The 20,870-nt window shown below is 56.2% G+C and carries 16 protein-coding genes; 6 read left to right on the top strand and 10 right to left on the bottom strand.

Annotation, left to right across the window (positions count from 1 at the left end):
- Nucleotides 1–131: 131 nt before the first annotated feature.
- From AAF465_09875 to AAF465_09860, 4 genes are all read right to left on the bottom strand, one after another.
- A complete protein-coding gene (locus tag AAF465_09875) occupies nt 132–2,723 on the bottom strand; it encodes a fused MFS/spermidine synthase (GenBank protein ID MEM7083031.1) in 2,592 nt (863 codons plus the stop codon).
- The gene (locus tag AAF465_09870) at nt 2,720–3,568 is read right to left on the bottom strand and encodes a hypothetical protein (protein MEM7083030.1); all 849 of its coding nucleotides are present in this window, start codon (nt 3,566–3,568) and stop codon (nt 2,720–2,722) included. The genes AAF465_09875 and AAF465_09870 overlap by 4 nt, the downstream gene beginning before the upstream one ends.
- Before the next feature lie 12 nt (nt 3,569–3,580).
- Nucleotides 3,581–5,707 (bottom strand): TonB-dependent receptor, encoded by a 2,127-nt coding sequence (locus AAF465_09865; GenBank protein MEM7083029.1) that lies wholly within the window; start codon nt 5,705–5,707, stop codon nt 3,581–3,583.
- Between the two features lie 126 nt (nt 5,708–5,833).
- Entirely contained in the window at nt 5,834–6,556 is a 723-nt protein-coding gene (locus AAF465_09860) for a hypothetical protein (protein MEM7083028.1), read from the bottom strand.
- 154 nt (nt 6,557–6,710) lie between these two features.
- Here AAF465_09860 and AAF465_09855 point away from each other — a divergent pair, with 154 nt between their 5' ends.
- Together AAF465_09855 and AAF465_09850 are read left to right on the top strand one after the other, a co-directional pair.
- Nucleotides 6,711–8,417: a hypothetical protein gene (locus tag AAF465_09855; GenBank protein ID MEM7083027.1), complete on the top strand. Its 1,707-nt coding sequence runs from the start codon at nt 6,711–6,713 to the stop codon at nt 8,415–8,417.
- A 163-nt stretch (nt 8,418–8,580) separates the two neighbouring features.
- Nucleotides 8,581–8,892, top strand: a complete 312-nt coding sequence (locus AAF465_09850) for a hypothetical protein (GenBank protein MEM7083026.1) — start codon at nt 8,581–8,583, stop codon at nt 8,890–8,892.
- 50 nt (nt 8,893–8,942) lie between these two features.
- On the opposite strand, the gene AAF465_09845 is transcribed toward AAF465_09850, so the two are convergent.
- The 4 genes from AAF465_09845 to AAF465_09830 are packed head-to-tail and all read right to left on the bottom strand — an operon-like array spanning nt 8,943 to nt 12,438.
- On the bottom strand, nt 8,943–10,214 hold the full coding sequence (locus AAF465_09845) for an FtsX-like permease family protein (GenBank protein MEM7083025.1): 1,272 nt from the start codon (nt 10,212–10,214) through the stop codon (nt 8,943–8,945).
- A complete protein-coding gene (locus AAF465_09840; GenBank protein MEM7083024.1) occupies nt 10,211–10,918 on the bottom strand; it encodes an ABC transporter ATP-binding protein in 708 nt (235 codons plus the stop codon). Before AAF465_09840 ends, AAF465_09845 begins: the two co-directional genes overlap by 4 nt.
- Nucleotides 10,908–11,546, bottom strand: coding sequence for a DUF3299 domain-containing protein (locus AAF465_09835; GenBank protein MEM7083023.1), 639 nt, complete (start codon nt 11,544–11,546; stop codon nt 10,908–10,910). Before AAF465_09835 ends, AAF465_09840 begins: the two co-directional genes overlap by 11 nt.
- Before the next feature lie 10 nt (nt 11,547–11,556).
- Nucleotides 11,557–12,438 carry a DUF2796 domain-containing protein gene (locus tag AAF465_09830; GenBank protein MEM7083022.1) on the bottom strand — a complete coding sequence of 294 codons (882 nt, stop codon included), beginning with the start codon at nt 12,436–12,438 and terminating at the stop codon, nt 11,557–11,559.
- A 179-nt stretch (nt 12,439–12,617) separates the two neighbouring features.
- On the opposite strand from AAF465_09830, the gene AAF465_09825 reads away from it, so the two are divergent.
- From AAF465_09825 to AAF465_09810, 4 genes are all read left to right on the top strand, one after another.
- Entirely contained in the window at nt 12,618–13,013 is a 396-nt protein-coding gene (locus tag AAF465_09825; GenBank protein MEM7083021.1) for a MerC domain-containing protein, read from the top strand.
- A gap of 302 nt (nt 13,014–13,315) precedes the next feature.
- Nucleotides 13,316–16,477, top strand: a complete 3,162-nt coding sequence (locus AAF465_09820; GenBank protein ID MEM7083020.1) for a patatin-like phospholipase family protein — start codon at nt 13,316–13,318, stop codon at nt 16,475–16,477.
- Complete coding sequence (locus AAF465_09815; GenBank protein MEM7083019.1) at nt 16,474–17,487, top strand: amidohydrolase family protein; 1,014 nt, start codon at nt 16,474–16,476, stop codon at nt 17,485–17,487. The genes AAF465_09820 and AAF465_09815 overlap by 4 nt, the downstream gene beginning before the upstream one ends.
- Before the next feature lie 252 nt (nt 17,488–17,739).
- On the top strand, nt 17,740–18,798 hold the full coding sequence (locus AAF465_09810) for a putative sulfate exporter family transporter (protein MEM7083018.1): 1,059 nt from the start codon (nt 17,740–17,742) through the stop codon (nt 18,796–18,798).
- A 29-nt stretch (nt 18,799–18,827) separates the two neighbouring features.
- Here the strand turns inward: AAF465_09810 and AAF465_09805 are convergent, their stop codons facing one another.
- Entirely contained in the window at nt 18,828–19,775 is a 948-nt protein-coding gene (locus tag AAF465_09805; GenBank protein MEM7083017.1) for an MBL fold metallo-hydrolase, read from the bottom strand.
- 92 nt (nt 19,776–19,867) lie between these two features.
- The gene (locus tag AAF465_09800; GenBank protein MEM7083016.1) at nt 19,868–20,869 is read right to left on the bottom strand and encodes a zinc-dependent alcohol dehydrogenase family protein; all 1,002 of its coding nucleotides are present in this window, start codon (nt 20,867–20,869) and stop codon (nt 19,868–19,870) included.
- Between the last annotated feature and the right edge of the window lies 1 nt (nt 20,870).

Below are 20,870 nucleotides of genomic sequence, written 5' to 3'. Positions count from 1 at the left end.
ATCGCGTGCCGGTGCGTTGAAGAACGCATCGGCACGTTTAATTGATTGAACTCCACGTTCATCCTGCACACCCGTAACGACGGTGCCGTACTCGGCATTGTCTGACGTTTCATCGACGCCAATTGACTGCGCTAGGGTCGACGACGGGTGCGATTCTGAAGCTGCTCCTGAAGTGAACGTAGCGGTTCAAGATCCGGCCGGATCTGTACTAGCTCATCCACTAACGCGCGCGCTTCGTTCGGCGAAGTATTCGCCAAGCGGGTTGCCAAGCCAAACAGCTGAGCGATGACGGTCTCGTGGTCCGGGCTTAAGCGTGCGGCGTCCAAATACAGTGGAATGGCCGCTTCTTGACCGATTTCGACGTGACGCTGCAAACCTCGCAAGTATTGATTGCGGGCTTTGAGGTAACGGTGAAACCGCGGAAGAAAGGCGGACCGATTACTGACTTCATCGGAAAACAGTCGCGTTGAGGGCTCTTCGTACCGATCGATGAGCGCCATCATGCGTCCGTAGGGCTGACTCTTGCGGTTATACGTGAATTGCGGCCCCGCGTAAGACAAGATCGGCCGATTATCCGTATTCAATGGACCGCGACCGGCTAGATCGATCAGTGCATCGGTATCCAGGACGACGCTTGAGAAAAGCTGTAAGTCATTACGAATCAACGAGGCCTGAAGCGCTTGCCTGGTTTTGGTGTCGGTCACCCGCTCGCGCAAGTAGCCTTCTCGGAGTAACGACTCGTCCAAACCAGTGACGAGGCCAAGCGCAGGGTAATTGAGATTATCACTGGCGATTATCATCTTGGCGTCGGGGAACACAGCTAGAAAGGTGCGAGTGATCAGCTCGACGCCGTCCATATCGAGTTGATGGAAAGGCAGCCAGTGACAAAACAACCCATCCGCCGACAGTCGCGAACGAATGGCCGTGTAGTGCTCTTCGGTAAACAGCATGCCCGCCCCATCGCGGGCTGGATGGTATAAATCGGCGACGATGACGTCGTACTGATCGGCGGCTGTGCGCACGAAGCGACGCGCGTCGGCCGCAATGAAGCGAACGTTGTCTTTGCGTTGCGGGGTGCCGTTGTGGGGTGAGAAATAGTCGAGTTGGTTCAATACTTCGGGGACCAACTCAACCGCATCGACCTGTAAATCTGTATGGGCTGCCGCAGCACCGACCGTTGCGCCACTGGCTACGGCCAGGATCAGAGCGTTTTGGGGGTCGCCATGAAATAGAATCGGCAGATGGGCTTGTCTTTGCTGAAAGAGCAGCGCTGCCGTGGTTGTGCCGCCCATTTGATAACGGTTATTCACACGTAAATTGCGTGCTCCGCCCTGCTCCACAACGGCAGTTGTCGCCATCACCCCTTCATTAAACGTCACCAGCATTTCGCCCTTGCGCAGCGTAACGATTTGCAGAGGCGGAATCAGAAGCAGTGCCACCACCGGCAGAATGAGCGTGGCGGGTATGACCCAACGGCCTCGCAAATCTTGGGGATCAGACGCCAATGGCAGCAACGCAAAATAGCCAACGCACACCACGCCGAGAGACCATTTGGCACCCAGCAACGGCAACAGCACGATGCCGAACACAATGGGTGCAAGCGCGGCGCCGAGTGTATTGATGCTCAGCGCACGCCCCACCTCACCGCGCTCCTCGCGGTAGTGTTGCGCAAGCAGCGCAAACAGGGCGCCCATAAACAGACTCGGGAGACCATAAACACTTAACGCGAGCATCATCTCCGACAGGAACACATCCAACATCGTGTCGCCGAACGCGAGCCTGAGTCGACGATACACCGCCACAGCGGCATACATCGTCAACAATCCAAGCCAGCAACTAAAACCAAGTCCGAGGATAAGTCGCGGTAACCAATTGCGGGCCATGGCCTGCTCAATACGGCGCTGAATAAACGCGGCACCGGCACTGCTAAAGGCCAAGTACACCGCCAGTGCCGTCGCAAAACTAAACAAGGTTCCCTCGAACACCTGCGACAGCACGCGCACCGCCAACACTTCATAGCCAATGCCCAGCAAACCCGTGGCAAACAACATGACCAACCATTGATTCGCCGCCGTAGACCGTTCTTTGGCCACCGGTTCCGAATCGATCGGCGGCCGCTCCTTAAACAGGACAATGCCCACGGCGCACAGGACGTTTACCGCGGCAAACAACAGCAGCGCAAAGCGCAGACCCAATGTCGGAAGCAGCCAAAAAACGCTCGCCAGTACGCCAGCCACCGCACCGAGCGTGTTGGCAGCATACGCGCCGCCAACAACCCGTGTGTCGCTTGAACGACGAGCGATCACTTGCTCCATCGCCGGTAGCGTGGCACCCATTGCAAACGTGGCTGGTAGTAAAATCAAAAACAACAGACCAAACGCAACTGTCCACTGGTATAACGGATGCGGTTCAACGCCAATTAGCGACAGCGCCAGCGAGTTAAATACCGGTTGTAAGGCGAGCGTTACCAGCGCCCAGGCACCGATGGCTAACTCGCATCCAGCGTACCAGCGCCCGGGATACCTGGACTGTGCAATGGTCTTACTGAGCAGCCAGGCGCCTAGCGACACGCCACCGAAGAAGGCGGCCACCACCGCCAATAGACTCGGCATCTCGTGACCGAGCGACACGGTGAATAATTTGGTCCAAATGGACTGGTAGGCAAGGCCTGCACTACCGGAAAGAAAAAGGAGCGCATACAGCGCCCAGCGTGTGCCGTTCACTCGCCGCCGATCACGAGAATACCGGAAGCAGGCGTTGGCGCCTGAGGCTCAGCACGGCGGTTGGACAACGCCTCGATCGCATTCGCGCACTCATCGGCAACCAGGCCATTGTTGAGAATAACCTTGACCGGATCCGCGTCTCGATAGCGTGCATCATCGTTGCCATCGGTTGCATCCGAAAAGAGCTGCAGCTCGATTAGATAAGCTCCGACGGCCGGGTTCCCTGTATTACCAATACCGGGCTCTGAACAATCGCCGGTACTGTCCTCAATGCAGAAATCAAGATGGGTGTGCACGGTGCCAATCGACGATGCTTGCTCAATGGCCGACTCGGTGGGTCCGGCCAATCCCTCGGATGACCAGATAGTACCCTGCTGATAGAACGCCAATTCATCTGGGTCACCATTGAAGAACACATCGGGCGGAATCGCGCCGAAAAAGCGCACCCGCTCGCCCGACGGTGGCGCCGACTGCCAGGCGCTCGTCTGCGGATTGTAGTAGTTCAACGATCCCAGTGCTCGAAACCAGAGCACGTCGTTCGCTTCAAATCCACCTTGATCGATAACCCAGCCGGGGTCGTCTGTCTTGTGAGGGCCGCCCCCAAAATCGCCAAAGTCGGCCGGTACCAACAGCTGTCGATCATTGGCGTCTAAGGTAAAGATGAAGGCATTGGTGTCGGGGGTGTCTCGTCGCGCAGCAAGTTGTCGGCTGTGATCATCACGCTCAATGATGTCGATAAACACATCGAAGTGACCAAAGTCGTTACAGGTCGCTACTTGAGCGGAGACCGGGATTGAGATAGACGCGGCCATCAGACAGGCACAGAAAGCGGATGTTCGGATCATGACTTAGCAGACTTAGTAATCGAAGCGCAGGCCAACTTCCACCGTACGGCCAGGCTCCGGAGCGAAGTTGCGTAGGAAAGAAGCGGCGTGCCGAATTTGCTCGTCCATCAGGTTTTTGCCACGCACGAAAAACAGTGTACGCCCGTCGCGCGGACCGGCCATGACATAGCTGATATTGCCACTGAGATCGGTGTACGCCGGTGTTTCGGTTTCGTTAAGCCCTGGGTAGCGTTGCGCCACCGCGTGCGTAACACGCAGACTCGTCGCCCAACTATTCGAGGTCCAGTTCGCACCGATACCCCATCGTTGTGGCGGCATGCGTGGCAAGTCTTCGCCACTTTTCAGGCGGCCACGAACTCGATCACCAAACAGCTCAACACCCAGCTGTCCCTCGCCCAACGCCCACTGCGGAAACTCCCAGCGCCACTCCACACCTTGGAGCGTCGCGTTGGCTTGTTCGTATTCGTATACCGGTAAGCACTCTTCAATGCGCGCACAGTTAAAGCGGAAGAACTGCTCCGACAGGTCGTAAAACACGCCCGTGTTATTTTGAAACACGAAATCATCGGCCTCTGTGTAAAACACTTCGACCGATACGTTGCCTGCGGCACCTTGATATTGCCAGCCAAGATCGATGCTATTAAACGTTTCTGGATTCAGCGCATGTTGGCCACGAATGAGTGATCCGATGGTAAACGACCGGGTGGCTAAATGCGGACCCAACGCCAGCAATTCTTGAACGTCCGGCGCGCGTGCCGACTGTCCTAACAAGAGACTGAACGTGTTTGTTTTATCGGGCGCGTAAGTCAGACCCGCTGAAAAGCTAAATAGATCGTAGTCGATCTCATCGTGCATAAACTGCTGCAGGTTTGGGCGCAGTGGCGCCGTCGGCTCAAGCTGCGTGACTGTGACGTTCTCAACCCGGACACCGGCCTCAAGTGTCCACTCGTCGAGCTGCAACCGCTCGATCAAAAAGGCCCCAATTAATTCTGTGTCGCTGGGCGGAATAAAACTCTCCGCGCCAACCGCGGCAAAAAATTTGTCTACCCGGTGGACACCAAACTCCCCGGTAAGGCCAAATATCGGGGCATGCTCAATGCTGACCCGCATTTCGGTAACGTCGCTTTCGAACAAGGTACCCGCCGCACCCTCTTCTGACTCAACGTGTTGGTAGTCCACTTCGCCGATTTGCAAGTCGATTGCCGATAACGGACCGCGCTCAAATACACGACCGGCATTAAAATCATAGCGTGTCTGCGCCAAATCGATGCGAATGTCGGGCGATCCACCAATACCATTTGCGAGATGAACGTGGTCAGGGCCCGCATCGAGAGGCTCGGTGTGCGCGCCAGGAGGAATGCCGTAATTGTTGTCGAGCTGACTGACCGAAAAGCCAAGATAGCCATTATCGGCGATATAGGAGATGCCAGCGGCGCCGCCGTACGCCTCTGCATCGGTGTTGGCGATAAAGCCGTCCGTGTTGTCCTGCGAGGCGTTAAAGAAAAATTGCTCAGCCACCGCCTGTTCATCGATGGCCATACCGGGGATGTCCACATCGCCATGTTCCCGGTGAAAACCATCGACGTGCACAATAAATTTGGACATTTGAAGATCGAGCTTAGCCGCGACCGTGCGCTGGTTGTGGTTCAGAACCTCGTAGCGCGTTTCGACACTGCTGTGGAACGGGTCATCCAATGATCGGCTATGGGTTCTATTCGTTTCGACATTCACTACGCCGCCGATAGCGCTGCTGCCGTTGCGAAGCGTCGACGGCCCGCGAACAATCTCAACACGATCTGCCAACACGGCTTCAACGGTGCTCGCATGATCTGGGCTAATGGTCGAACCATCCCAGGCACCGATTCCGCCTTCGCTTACGCGAACTCGCACCCCGGACAGACCCCGCAGCACCGGTAGCCCAACGCCAGGGCCAAACGAGGCGTTGTGCACGCCCGCTTCGGTGGCGATGGTTTCACCGATCGTGCTACTTAACTTCAGGCGCAGATCGTCGCCGCTGATGTAATCGGCCGGTTGACCCAATACACCAGAAATATCCTCATCGCGCGTGCCGACCACTTCAACCTCTTCGACATCATCGCCATTGGGCGCCTTGGTCTCGGGATCGGTCGATTGCGCCATAGTCCATGGCGGTGTGAGGCAGACCACCGCACACAAAAAGACGGCGCCCATCCCCGCCGAGTTGAATCGGCGAAAGATGGGCGCTTCACGTTTCGCAAATTGTCTGCGAAGCGAATTCAAAGCCTTTTACGCGTTGTTACGACGGCGCAGCCCAAACATGGACAGCAGACCGGACAGGAACAGCACGGCAGCGCCAGGAATTGGCACAGGCTGAGCCAGCAGCGCGTCGACAGCCAGCTCGAAATCTTCGTGGTCAAGGCCGAGGTTGAATACCAAGAACAGAGACTGAGAAGCACCGTAGACCTGAGTCGTTTGGTCAGCCGCGAGGCCGAACAGCATGATTTCGATCATGTAGGCGCCGTTAGCTGGATCACCGCCGGCTGGATTGCTGATGCCGAAATCAATGTGGCTGTGCACACCGCCTTCATCATCCGCTGCGTCGATCAGTCCGCCGCTGTTGCTCACGCCGCCGGCTGTCCATACGGTATCGATACCCAGAACATCGGTCGCAGCAATTTCCACAGCACTGGGCACATTCGCGCTAGACCAGCTGGCACCGTCCCAAGCTTGCAGCGAACCCACCGCCATGAATGCGAGTATCTCGTCTTCGTTAAAAAGACCGTCGTCCAGCTCAAAACCTGGATCTTCAGTGCCAAATGGTGAGCCCAGTTCGCCGAACTCGGCTTCAAACAAGACACCGCCGTTGGCCATGGCTTCGCCGTTCTCAACAACCAACGAGCCACCTTCGACGCCGATTTCAACGTCTGAGTGTTGCGCCAGCGCCTGGCCCGACACGGCTAATGCCGCCACGGACAGGAGCGCCGCTGCCAGTTTGCTTATGACTTTCATCGTAGTTCCCCTTGGATTTAATTATGCTACCTGTCTTTCGTCTTCCCCGACAGGCACTTTTGCATCCTGATCACGACGGCTTTTGCCTGGACGCCATGACCCGAATTAGTGTAACGTTACAACATTACAGAACGCAGTAGCAAGCTTTGTCACCATGTTTTTCTCCGCCCTGATTGGTCGTAGCCGACCGTCCCGATTTGTTCGTCAGTTAACCAACGGTTTATTGGTATTTTTGGTGTGCCTATCACTCTCCGCCTGCGGTAATTCCGTGAGCGGTGGCGACCGGGCCGAAATCGATCCCGCTGCGGATACCAACACGGGCGCGAGCGATGGGGGCAATAATGACTCGTCGGGCAATGACAGCGGTGCGGGCAGTGACGACGGCGGAACCGGTGACGGCGGCAGCGACTCAGGTGGCAGCGACTCAGGCGGCGATGACAGCGGCGGCGGTGATTCCGGTGGCGACGACGGCGGCAGCGATTCTGGCGGCGATGACTCGGGGGGTGATAATTCGGGCGGTGATGGCTCGGGTGACAATGACTCGGGAGACAGTGGCTCCGGGGACGGCGGCACCGGCGACAGTGGCACTGCAGATGGGCGCAAAACCTACGTAGTCGATGCGGATGATCCCACTGCGTCCGATGACAATGACGGCATTACGGCGCCCTTTGCCTCGCTACAGCGAGGACTCGATATCCTTGAACCCGGTGATACGCTCATTATCGAACCGGCCGCCTCGCCGTATCGCGATAACGACAGCACGGCGGTCGATGGCGTTCGAGGATTTGTGCTCAACCAGTCCGGCCTCCTAGACCTGCCAATCACGATTGTGGGCGATTTTCCGACGCCGGTGATCGATCAAGGTAAAACGGCAGCGTCGAGCGATGAGCCAGTGGTGGGGTTGTTGTTGAACTGCGTGAGCCACGTCATCGTGCGCAACATCGAAATTCGTCAGACCAACGACGCCGGTATCACGACGTCTCTATCAGGCTGTACAACCTCCGACATTACGATTGAGCGCACACTGATTAGAAACGTGTTTGGCAATCATGATGTCGGCGGCATTCGACTGGCCAATACACGCGAGTCGCAGATAAAAGAAAATCGCATTCATGACGTGTATTCATCGTCTTCCGTCACGTCTTCGCCGGCCGTCGCAAACGACGCAGTGAGCGATATCCGTATTGAAGACAATGTCATTCATTCGGTCGACGCGGGCGTGACATTGCGTACGGCCGGTAGCGCGATGAACGCGGTGAGCGTTCGACAAAACGAATTTGAAAACGTTGCGCGCGCCCTGCACCTCCAAGCCGATGCCAATCGACTTGGGCAGATGCAGGACATCGAATTTCTCGGCAATCTGGTTCGCACGAGTGAGTCGGTATTGGACTCCGATCTTGATCGTGCCGGTACACAGTCGCAGGGCGTGAAAGTCTTCAATAACACGTTTGTAGATGTGACCGGACCAGCGCTCAATTTGAACGGCATCGCGCTCTTCGAGAACTACAACAATTTGTTTGTTCGGCCCGGCGCCGATTTGCTGGTGTCACAGCGCCCGTTTAGCCCATCGATTCAAAACTCGATTGCGTACAGCGATAACAATATGGTGTGGCAAGGATCAGGCCCAGCCTGGACCTTGGATCTTGGGACTTTGACGGCATACCGATTTGTCGGTCTACCGGCTTGGCAAACAGCGCTGTCAGACTTTGAGGGCGGCGAGTTGAGCATCAATCCCGATCAGTCAACGATCTGGGCTGATCCGGATTTTGTGAACGAAACAAACGGGGACTTCACTCCGCAAAATCCCGCTACGCTCGGTACTGGCCGCTACGGCGGCAACATTGGTGCCTTCAACGATTAGCGGAATTGGGAGGTGGAGCACCGCCCAAAACGTAAAATGTGTTTAACACAGCTTCAAGCTGTCTCTTAAATATCAATAATATCATTCTGATTTTTAAGGATATATTATTTCGAGCTAATGGGCGGCGACTTGACTTTCTCGGTCGGTTTCATAGACTTACGCCATGATCTCTCGACTCCATGCAGCGGCGCTCGTCGCGGCACTCGCCCTCTCCCCATGCGCGCTGGCGTGCGGGTTTCATGACGGATTTGGTGGAAGCCCTTACGGTATGAAGTGGCAACCCTACAATCCAGATGCCAACGCCTATGGCGAGACAACGACCTACTCGTCGGTAAGTGCCGATGCGGCGGCCAAGGCGGCGAAACGCACGCGTCCCAGTTTCTCTAACACCGCCCTCCGTGCATCGAATTCGGCAAAGAGTCAGCTCGATGAAAAAAAAGACGACACGACGGAAGATACCGCGCGTAATCAGTAGCTGATTGCCGTCTTACAACGGTGCCCCTGTTTAAAGATCGGCACCGACACTCACACACGTATCGACAGGCCGTCGGCGAGCGATCGCTTAAGCGCAACCAACGCGGGCGGGATACCAAACAAAGCGGCCAACAGCGTGATCACCGCCACGACGGCGATATCAAAGCCACCGGGTGCTAATGCTAGGGTACCGAGGTTGAAGTGTGAGGAGAGCCAGTCTTTGACCAACCAACTCACGCCGTAAACCAACATAACGCCCAGTGTTGCGCCGATGAAGGCAAGCAAGGCCGCTTCGCTGACCAGCAGCGCGACGATATGACGAGGTCGCGCACCGACCGAGCGCAGAATCGCCATTTCGCGTCTGCGCTCATTGAGATTGGTCAAAATGGAGGTGACGATGCCGACGAGTCCCACGAAAATGACAAATGCGGATACCGTGGCTAGCGCGCGTTCGGCAACCGACATCATTTGCCAAAGTCGACTGAGCGCCACGCCTGGTATAACCGCCTGGAGTGGCTCAGCACGATACGTATTCAAATCGCGCTGCAGCTTCAGCGTTTGGATGCGTGACGTGGCCGCCAAATAAATGGCGGTTATATCTCCAGGTTGGAGATTGAGCTCGCGAACGCGTTCGGGCGTTAACGCCCGACTCATGCCGGTCGGTGTGCCGTTTTTCCAACCAAGATGAATGGCCTCGATGGCCGGTAGACTCACGATGACCGTGCGGTCCACCGGTGTGCCGGTGGGTGCGAGTACGCCGGACACGCGAAACGGTTTGTCTTTGTGCTCTGAAAAACTCGTTCCGCCCGTTCCATGAGACAGTGTCAGTGTACTGCCGAGCGTGTAGTTGAGCCTCCGCCCCACTTCGGCGCCGATGACGATGTCGAATAGGTCATCGAATATGCCGCCTTCGGCAAACCGAAGCGATTCATCGCTGGCGTAGCGATAATGCGCAAAATACGCATCGGTCGTGCCCACGACACGATAACCTTTATGGGTGTCGCCCAAACTGATCGGTACGGTCCATTTCACTTCGTCACGGTCGGCGATCTCTTCGTATGTTTCCCAGCTCACATTGTTGGTGGCATCACCAATTTGAAACACGGAGTACAACACCAAATTAATGGCGCTTGATCGCGCACCAACAATTAAATCCGTGCCCGAAATAGTTCGCTCAAAACTCTCGCGAGAACCATGCCGCAAGTTTTCGACGGCGATAAACAATGCGACGGCGGTCGCAATAGAAATGATCGTCAGTAGCGCGGTCATTCGCCGAGACTTTAGCGACTCCAGCGCCAGCTTCAGTACAGGAAAACGATTCATGATTCGGCCACCCGGATGGCATTGATCTGATCAATGGCCTCCACGCGGTCAAAGTGCTTTGCTAGCGTCGGATCGTGACTCACAAACAGTAAACTGGAGTTGAGTTCCCGTCGCTGTTGGTTGAGTAGCTCAATAAATCGATCGCGATTTTCTGTGTCGAGCGCTGACGTCGGTTCATCGGCAATAATCAGGCTCGGACCACCGATGAGCGCTCGTGCGACGGCCACGCGCTGTTGTTGTCCGACGCTCAATTTACTCACCGGCTGCTGAACCACCGCTTGGGGCAGTCCAAGGCGATCCAGTAGGGTTAACGCTTCCTTCCGAGGATCGCCATAGTGTTGACGACTGCGCGCCAGGCGTACACGAGAAAACAGGCAAGGCAACGTGATGTTGTCGATCACGGTTAAATAGGGCAACAGGTTAAATTGTTGAAAAATAATGCCCAAATGATCGGCGCGAATACGATCACGTGCCGCGGGCACCTGAGAAACCAGTTTGACTCCTCGAATCGTGATTTCACCGGCCTGAGGGGACACCACCCCGCCGATTAAACCCAGTAAGGTGCTCTTGCCCGAACCACTTGGCCCCTGCAAAAAAACGCTTTCACCGGACGCGATGGCAAAGTGATCAATGTGTATGAGTTCGTGGCCGGCTTCCCAACCGAATCGTACCGCTTGCAGCTCAAGGACCGACTCAGTAGGCATAGGCCTCGACTTTCTTCAGCGTCAATTCATACGCACTATTGCCCAGCGTCGAATCAAACTGTCCCGTTTTGAGTACACCCTCTACCCAAACCGGCTCATACAAATCGGCGATCAAAGCGCCAGGCTCAGCCTTCACAAAGACGATTTGATTGGGCGGCGGCGGCGGCGTGTGCAGGCACGCACCAAAATACGGAACAAGTAAAAACTCGGTATAGAGGGCGTCGGCACTGAAATCAAACGGCACGACGTAACCGGGGATTCTGACCGACTGACCATTGAGTTCGGGCACCGTGTTGTAGGTGCCGATCTGCTCCATCGTGTCGTTTGCACTGCCCTCGACAATCGCCGCAACCAAATCCTGAGATTCGCCTTCGGGCAGATTGCCACTCGCTAAGGCCTCAGCGTCTTCTTGAAACTGCCTTTCCAGCTCAGCGTAGTATTGCGAATACAGTGCCTCGAGGCGTTCCTCCTCACCTTTGGGCATCAGCTGCTCCCAACTGATTTCCACGGTTTTTAGTTTGGCGGCTTGTTGCTCGGGCGTCATATCGGTGGCGTCGCTCGCATCGTTCGAACAGCCTGCTAGACAGACTGCGATGACGAGCCACAAAAAAGGGATCACACGTTTCATACAGAGCTCTTTAACGTTTCAGGTTGAGAGTGTTATCCGAGGGCGAGAGCGATTTTGAAAGCTGCTGATCGTCATCAAGATAAATGGCGTCGAGCGCTTCAAGTCGCGGAAACGCCTCAAACAAGCGCACCGTGATCGCCGTCAGTCGCGCGGGTTGGCCGCAACGAAACTGATAGGTGACACGCGTATCTCGATGTTCGCTGGAATGATCGTCATCGTGGCCCTCTTTTGCGTGGTCACCATCGTGGCCTTCATGGTCCTTGTCATGGCTGTCCTTGCCGTGATCCTCATGCGCGTGATGATCCTCTTCGTGGCCGTCTTTGTCATGCTCGTCATCGTGACCATCTTCACTATGGTCATCATGATCACTTGAGTGATCGTCCGAATGATCATCATCGAACGTCAGCTTCGGGTTAACCTCTGCAGCTCGGCAGTCGGCTTCGGCGTTGAGTTCAAAGAGCGTGCCGGGCGAAGCGAGCTGCTGTTCGGCGGTTTTAACCGCGGCGCGTTCTTCGGCTGTTGCCGGGGCATACTCGAATCCCGTGAGATTATAGACGGGCGTTTCAAACTCGATAAAAAGCGTGTTGTTTTCAAGCGCGATGGCCAGCTTCGCATCACCATGTAGGTGTGCACCAATTTGCCGTACGGTACCCGCGTCAGCGGATTCACCAACTTCGCCAGGACTAATGTGATCGTCATGATCCCCGTCGTGGTGGTTTTCTTCGTGGTCGCCTGATGCGTGCGCGTCATGATCAGCCACGGCGTCGTGGTTGTCCGAACTCTCGTGCGAATGATGGTCATGCTGGTCGCCGCATGCGCTGAGACCAAACGCGATCAGAACAAATGGAAGGAGTCTCGTATCGATTGTCCGCATAGATTTGGCCCTATTCATTAAGTCATCGAGGTACAGTGCTCTTTGACACTATAATACCCCGCTGGGTTCGCAATATCTGCCCTGAATCCAACGTTTCGTCGCGCGTATCGGCACAATTGAATGGTGACCCGCCAAAGCGCTTGCGCCCCTGCCAAAATGCCGTATATTCATCCGTTGGCCTCCACTTACCGACCACCATGATTGCATCCGATTCTGGGATTATCCAACGTATCGCCGACGGCATTGGCGCCTTTGGCTCCATTGTCTGCACGGTTCACTGTTTGCTACTCCCCACGCTGTTGGTAACGGGCAGCTCCCTGCCCCCACTGCTGCTCAATGAGGATGCCTTCCATTGGTTGCTGCTGTTTGTTGTTGTGCCCAGTGCCTTTATCGCGTTTTTTATCGGATCTCGACATCATCGAGATTGGCTCGTTCTCACCCTGGGTGCCATCAGCTTGACCCTCTTCATTACACTCGCAACGGTCGGCCACGATTTATTCGGACACGACTGGGAACGTCGCCTAATGGTGATTGCGTCACTCATGATTGTTACGGCCCACGTTCGTAACTATTGGCTTTGTCACCGAAGTTAAGCTGCACGCCCACATTTCGATGAACGCAAGCGTGGCGTCGTATTGACCGACGTTTCCCCGCCTTTTGCGCGAGTGCGCGTGTTCGTGCGTAGCGCATGGGTATTGAGTCTGAGGAATGACGTCGTCAGACGGTGCAGGCGGCTCATTCTTATCCCGGGTTCACACGGCTAATTTCAACCACTTGCGGTTTGCGTTGACGCATGTCGGGCGCAATTAGCCGTGAATTTTGATCGACATCGCGTTAGGATTCAAGGTGATAGCCGTTCTCACCTCTCAAGCTAAACTAGCATTAGGAATGTGCGATGAGTCTTTCGGATAAGGCCAGTTACTCGTTTGAACAGGTGCTCTCCCGTGAGCTAGAGGCCATTGCGTCGCTTCGGGATGACACGACCAACCATACGGATGCAAACGTTGATCCTTCTCGAATCGATAAGGGAAGTTCCCCTTACACGACGGCGCACTCGCGTAACCTTGTTGGCTTGGCGTTTTCAGGTGGTGGCATTCGTAGCGCTACCTTCAATCTAGGCGTTATCCAAGCGCTCGCCAAAAAGACGCCGGATCATAAAGCCGAGCGGCGTCACAGTCTGCTCTCACGGTTTGATTATCTGTCCACCGTTTCGGGTGGCGGTTATATCGGGTCGTGGCTCAGCGCTTGGATTCACCGGGAAGCGACGAAAACCGAACGTGTCGCCGACGCGAGCTTTGTCAACGAAATGAGTGGCCGCGTAACCTCACATCCGTGCGATGAGGAACAGTCGACCACCGGCGCAACGTGGAACGAGTTATCTGGCATGACGGCTTCGCCCACCAACAGTGGTTTCCCACCGCTCGAACACGCGGCGGTGCGTTTTCTGCGCCGCTACAGCAATTATCTGGTGCCGAAGCTTGGTTTGTCCGGCGATATGTTGGCGCTGGTTTCCATCTTTATTCGCAACCTTGTACTGCTCCAACTGGCGTTAATTTCCATGCTCGCCTGTTTACTGCTTGTACCCTATGTTGTTTCCTCGGTTGCGCAGAACATTGCGTTCCGTGTGTCTACAAGACTGTTTGGATCAACGTTGCCTGACGTTCTGCTCACCGCCGGAATTGTACTTTTGCTGTTCATTTTGGGTGTGTTTGGCAGCCAGATCGCGAACGTTCCGACTCGCGCACGCCGCCAACCCAGGGGTCGCGGCGAGGCGCCAGACACCTATGAACGCACGTCGCGTGTCGACTTCACTACGGCAGTCGGTGACGCCTCTTTTCGCATGCGAATCGTCAATTCCGCTCTGGTATTTGGGTGCGTCGTGGCGTGCTGGTTGATCGTGGTATCGGCGCCTCTTATTGGCAGCGTGGCCCCCTTATCGAGCTACTTGCTTTTAGGTGTCATCACCTACTCGATCGCCTGGGCGTGTGGGTACGGCGCGTATCGGTTCGGTATTCGCCGGGTTGGCGGGCAACGCAAGAGACTCTTTCGCGCGCCGCTTAAGGCCCTGCACGCTTTAGTCGCTCTGATCGTTTCCGGTTTGGTGTTCGGCGGAATTGCGTATGGCTGCGCACATCTTCTCAGTGCCGACTGGGCCGGACAACCCACCCATCTGCACACATTGATTACCGCCGGCCCCCCTGTTTTGCTTTTGGCAATTTCATTCATTGTTACCATTCATATCGGCACATCCGGCGATTTGTTTTCGGAGATGCACCGCGAATGGTGGGCACGAATCGGTGGGTTTGTACTCTTCGCCATCTTAATTTGGTTCGTGGTGTTTGCTCTGGTGTTTTACACGCCGCCGCTTTTCCGTTGGCTTGGCAACGGCGGTTTTGCGATGCTGGCTGCTTGGGTGGGCGCGTCAGGGGCCGGTGCGTTGATCGCGAGTAATGCCAGCGGCGGCCTCGCTGGGAGCAACCAATCAACCCGGTCTTCTTGGATCAAGCGCGTCATCATGCTGCTCGCGCCTTGGCTGTTTTTAATCGGCATGGCCATGCTCGTTGCGTGGGGACTCAACACGCTCATGGTGTCGATGGGCGACGCCGCGTATTGGCGGGGCGATCTAACTCTGGCCGAAGCGATCGGTCTCGCCGCCACTGAATTGAGTTCCATTTCGTTCGTTCAGTCTGGAGTGGCCTTTCTCGTGGCGCTCGCCGCCTTTGGGTTCATCACCATCGGTCTGGACATCAATATTTTTTCGGCTCACGCGATGTATCGCAATCGACTGGTGCGTGCGTATCTAGGCGCCTCGTTGGTTGAGCAACGGCGGCCGCACCCCTTCACCGGATTCGATACCGCCGACGATATACCGCTGTCCGCACTCGATCGACAGCGCCCCCTGCCGCTGGTGAATGCCACCGTTAACATGACGGGCGGGGACGACCTAGCGTGGCAGACTCGGCGCGCCGCGTCCTTCACGTTGACCCCCAATTTTGTTGGCTTTTCGAGTAAGAACAGTCATGGTATCGATGTGGGCGGTTATCGCGTAACCCGTGTGTTCTCGTCCGGTCAGGATCCAGAAAAAGTCCCCCGTACACGGGTGACGTCGGGTGAATCACTGCAGCGCCACGATCGCGGTCTGACCTTAGGCACCGCACTGGCCATATCTGGCGCAGCAGCTAGCCCAAATATGGGGTATCACACGTCTCCGGCAATCGCTGCCCTGCTCACCGCGTTTAATATGAGGCTGGGCTACTGGGCTGGCAACCCGGCACCGACGCCGTCGGGTCAAGACGCTGCCGACTGGACGGCGTGGTGGCGCAAACGCCCCTTTTGGTCCGGACGCCCGCTTTTTTCTGAACTCACCGGCTCAGCCACCGGGTCATCGGACTGGGTCAACCTGACGGATGGCGGCCACTTCGACAATTTGGGTATCTATGAGTTGATACGCCGACGGTGTCGACTGATCGTGGTGACCGACGCCGGTTGCGATCCGCAGCATCGCTTTGAGGATCTTGCAAACGCCATACGCAAGTGCTGGACGGACTTTGGTGTGCATCTGTATTTCCCTGAATTGGATGATGTGGGGCTTAAAGAGGACGGTGATCGCTATGCGGCCAAGCACGGCACCATGGGTGTCATTGAATACTCAGACGTCGAGGGCAATGACGGACATCAGTATGGACTGATCTTATACCTTAAGAACTCGCTAACAGAAAAAGTGGTGAGCAACTACGTGGATATTCGGCAGTACGCGGCAGAGCACAGCGCGTTCCCCCACCAAACGACCGGCGACCAATTTTTCGACGAAAATCAGTTTGAAGCCTATCGTCACCTCGGTTACTGCGTTGCGAATCGTTTTCGCGCCACACTCTGGGGGCTATTCGATCCGCAAACGGGTCGCCTCAATCACGCTCGCGTCCGCGAACTGGCCGTCTCCATTAGGGCCGCTCAAGCCGTCCGCGAGCAGGTCACGGATTCGACCGTCGAAAAAAGAACACAAGGCGTTGCACATGCGTCGACCCCGTCGAACCAAGAAAAAGAGGATTCGACATGAGCGCCACCACGTGGCGCCTGCCGTTCGTCGTCGCGACACTCGTGCTTGGCAGTTGCGTGACCGACTCCAGCTCGCCTCAAATCGATTCGGCAGAGCCTACCGAGCCATCGTCTGTTCGCGTGTCTGACTCGAATGTGCCACCGGCCATAATCAATGCGCATTTTCACGCGGCGTATCTTCATATGGATGATGCGAACTACTTTACTGACGTGATGCACGAGATGGATCGACACAATATTCGCTTATCAGTGCTGCACCTCAATGAGGAAAGCGATGTCGAGGACTGGGTCAAGCGTGCACCAGAACGCTTTCTGGCCGGGCCCTCGTTTCCATGCTGGACTCCACAAGGCGATGCGCGACGCCCGTGTCATTGGGGCGGCAGTGCCTGGCCGGATCTGGCGTGGCTGCGTGAACACTACGAAACGGGCACGCTGAAGGTGATGGGCGAGTTGTTTAATGTGTATGCCGGTATCCCCTACGACGATCCGCGCATGATGCCTTACTGGGCACTGGCCAGTGAACTGGATATACCGGTCGCCGTTCATATCAATCGTGGACCGCCCGCAGGGAGCCCCTCGCGACCCGACGGGTGTTGCCCCAACTTCAATGCGGACCTGGGTAACCCCGACAAGCTTCGACCGGTTTTACGTCAGTATCCTGATCTTCGGATCTGGCTGCAGCACGCGGGATTTCCAGCGGTGCCCATGCTCGATAACATCGATTATCTGGAAGAAACCTTCGCTTTACTTTACGAGTACCCCACTATTTATGTGGATATGACCGCACTGAATGCGGCCTTGCCCGCGCCTGTGCACGCCGCCGCGCTACATGCGTTTATTGAACGCGGGTTTGGTGATCGCATTATGCTCGGTACGGACAATTGGCCGGCCGATAAGATCATAGAACGCTACGACACGTTTGATTTTTTAAGCGTCGAGCAGCGACGCGCAATCTTTCATGACAACGCCACGCGATTTTTTAATCTCGCATCCTCGTCCAACTCGAAATAACTCTCTTGTCGAATACAGCGCGATCGCTTGAGAATCGCATCCTTGGTCGAGGCGCATCGGGGCACGACTAACGATACTGGCACGTAATGGCGCGGGGTAAGACCAATTTTACGCGCTGAGTGGATCCAATTTTCGGTTTAACGCTGCCTTGCCGTTTACGCTCAGTGTGAGCCTATTCGGCACGATGCATGAGACTGGCATCGCGGTTGCGGATGCCTCTATACTACCGACTTTTCACGCAGGCTCCCCCCTATGAAAGTGCTCCCTGGCTTACTCTTGGCGTTGGTTATTGCACTGGCCGGACACGCCAGTTCGGATTGGATCGGAACCGACTTGATGGGTCTGGCAAAAAGCCCCGTCAGTGCCATCATGATGGCCATTGTGCTCGGTATTATCGTCCGCAATACATTGCCGCTGCCGGCATTGTTCCTACCCGGCATTCGGTTTGGACTGGTGCGCGTGTTGCGTCTTGGTATTGTGCTGCTCGGCATTCGCTTAAGCCTGTATGAAGCCGGATCGATCGGTCTTAAGAGTCTGCCGATTATCATTGGCGCGGTGATCGCTGCGCTGGTCTTGGTCAATCTTCTCGGGCGCTGGCTCAGTGTTAACGGTCGTTTGTCGACACTCATTGCCGTGGGCACTGCCATTTGTGGCGCCACCGCAATTGTGGCTACGGCGCCGGCCATCAAAGCCAAAGACGACGAGGTCAGCTACGCCGTCGCGTGTATCACACTGTTCGGTGTGCTAGCGATGCTGACGTACCCGTTTATCGGCCACTGGTTGTTTGATGGCAATGGCTTTGCCGCTGGCCTGTTTCTGGGTACGTCGGTGCATGAGACGGCTCAGGTGGCGGGCGCGGGGCTGGTGTATCAGCAGTTCTACGGCAGTCCCGAGGCGCTAGACGTGGCGACCGTGACCAAGCTCGTGCGCAATCTGGGCATGCTCGTTGTTATTCCCCTCATGAGTATCGTTTATCACCGACAAAATGCAGGGCAAGACACCGAAACGGCCCCCTGGTATAGCATGATTCCTTTGTTCGTATTAGGGTTTGCGGCGATGAGTTTGCTACGCACCCTCGGCGATGCCGGTGATCTCGCCTTTGGTATCTGGTCGCCCGAAGAATGGCGACAAATTGTGAGCTACACCAAATCGTTCGCCGAACTGTGTCTGGCGGTTGCCATGGCTGCGGTCGGGTTGGGTACGAGCGTGCGTGGACTGCTGACGATCGGTATGCGTCCGCTTGCCGTGGGCTTGTTTTCTGCGCTGGTTGTTGGGGGTGTTGCGATCGCCCTTATTTCGGTGCTGCACTAAACATCTGCTCGATGCTTTGTACACGATCACTAACCGGACGAATCCAGATCAATACAGAGTAGGTCGTGTGCCACGGTGATCGGGCCCTTGTAGCGTTTGCGCACCTGCGCCAAATTGTCGTCAAGTGTCGACAAACTGCGCGCCATCAAATGGCTTAGAACCAAGTGCGACACATTGGCGTCGCGGGCAATTTCGCCGATGCGACTGGGTGCGGCATGCAACCGTCGAGCGGGGCCGCGCACGCCCTCTGGGACAACAAGGTGCATCACTAAGACATCCGCGTCGCGCACAAAATCGATAAAAGCGTCGTTACTGCCGTTTTGATCACTGCCAAAGACAAGAGTCTTACCGCCGATTCGAACTCGAAAGGCCAGTGCGGGCACGATACCGTGCGGCACGGCGAGCGAATCGATTTGCATCAAGTCGGAGCGAAACACCGACACGACATCGCGCGAGTCAACTTCTTGCACGATCAAAGGCGCGTCCTCGTCGCGCACGTAAGAATGAAGATAACGGTAGGCGCCGGTGGTTGAGTCGAAGAGTTGCGTAAGGTAGGCGCTAACGCTGGGAAACAACGCCGAACCAGCGGGACCGGCGACCACGAGCGGAAGTCGACGATGGCGAAAAGAGCCGCTCTTCATCAGCGCCGGAAAGTCGCCCACATGATCCGTATGGAGATGACTCAGCCCAATAAAATCAAGCTCGGACACCAATGCGCCGGCCTCGCCAAAACGCAAAAAACTGCCGCTGCCCGTATCGACCATTACTGGCGCTTTTCCGCCTGACCAGACCAGATAACTGGACGAGGCGCGCCCGTCATCGGCAATGGGCCCCCCGGAACCCAGTATCTGCAGCGCCTGTTGGTGCGTGGCGCCACATTCAGTCGCCGCCGCCGATAAGCTGAGCCAACAGGCCCAGATACCGGCGAATAGCATCCTGGTCAATCGTGCGCGAGGCGCAATAGAGGCCCTTGTCATTCCCATGTCCCGCTTCTTTTATACGCGAGACAAGACCATACCATTCCCGGTTTGATATCGCTGACTAAGCATCCGCACTGGCGTCAAGCGGGTCAGTTGGTGGATTCGACTTCGACGACCACCTTGCCAATGGCGGCACCACTGGTGAGGTGAGCGTACGCCTTCCCCACCTGCGCCAACACGAAGCGGTTTGAATCCACCAGTGGTTTGAGCTGACCCGCGTCAGCAATTGACGTCATAGTTGATAAAATCGTCGCGTGCGCTTCTCGTGCCACATTGTGGAGCATTGGGATGAGCATAAAGACCACATGGAGAGACAGGCCTTTGAAATGCACCTGGGTCAAGTCGATTTCCAGGAGGGACACCGTGGACGCGACGTGCGCGTTTAGCGCCGCGGCCTCGAATGAATTGAGCATGTTGGCACCACCCACCGAATCAAACACCACATCGAAGCCACGCCCGTCAGTGTGTTGGGCCACATAATCGGCGACCGACTCGGTTTTGTAGTTAATTGGTGTGGCCCCATAACCGCGTACGATGTCGGCCTGATCGTCGGAGGAAATGGTCGCGTAAACGTCGGCCCCAAAATGGCGGGCAAGTTGAACCGCAACATGGCCAACGCCACCCGTTCCGCCGTGTACTAGCACCTTTTGCCCTGCCCCAACCTTGGCGCGGGACAGTCCTTCATAGGCGGTAATGCCGACCAATGGTAAGGCCGCCGCTTCTCGCATCGAAAGCGATTTAGGCTTGAGCGCGATCAGCCGCACATCGGCGACCATGTACTCGGCGAGCGCGCCTTGCAAGTCAGACAATCCACCTGCACAACCATACACCTCGTCGCCGACCGTAAACGTACTGACCCCCTCCCCGACGGCATCCACGACCCCAGCGAAGTCCATGCCCAAGACCGCGGGTAAGTCGGGTGATAGCGGCAAATTCTCCTGCCCCAATTGACGAATCATTGTGTCCACGGTGTTGACGCTGGTGGCCGCGATGCGCACGCGTACCTCGCCAGCCGCCGGCTCAGGCGTATTGAGCTCGGCCGGCTCAAAGGTCGCATCGTCGCCGTAAGCATTTAGGATCATTGCTTTCATG

The organism is Pseudomonadota bacterium, from assembly GCA_039028935.1.
Lineage (GTDB): Bacteria > Pseudomonadota > Gammaproteobacteria > Steroidobacterales > SZUA-146 > SZUA-146.
The sequence above is the reverse complement of the archived record's forward strand: the minus strand, read 5'-3'. Positions and strand labels throughout refer to the sequence as shown.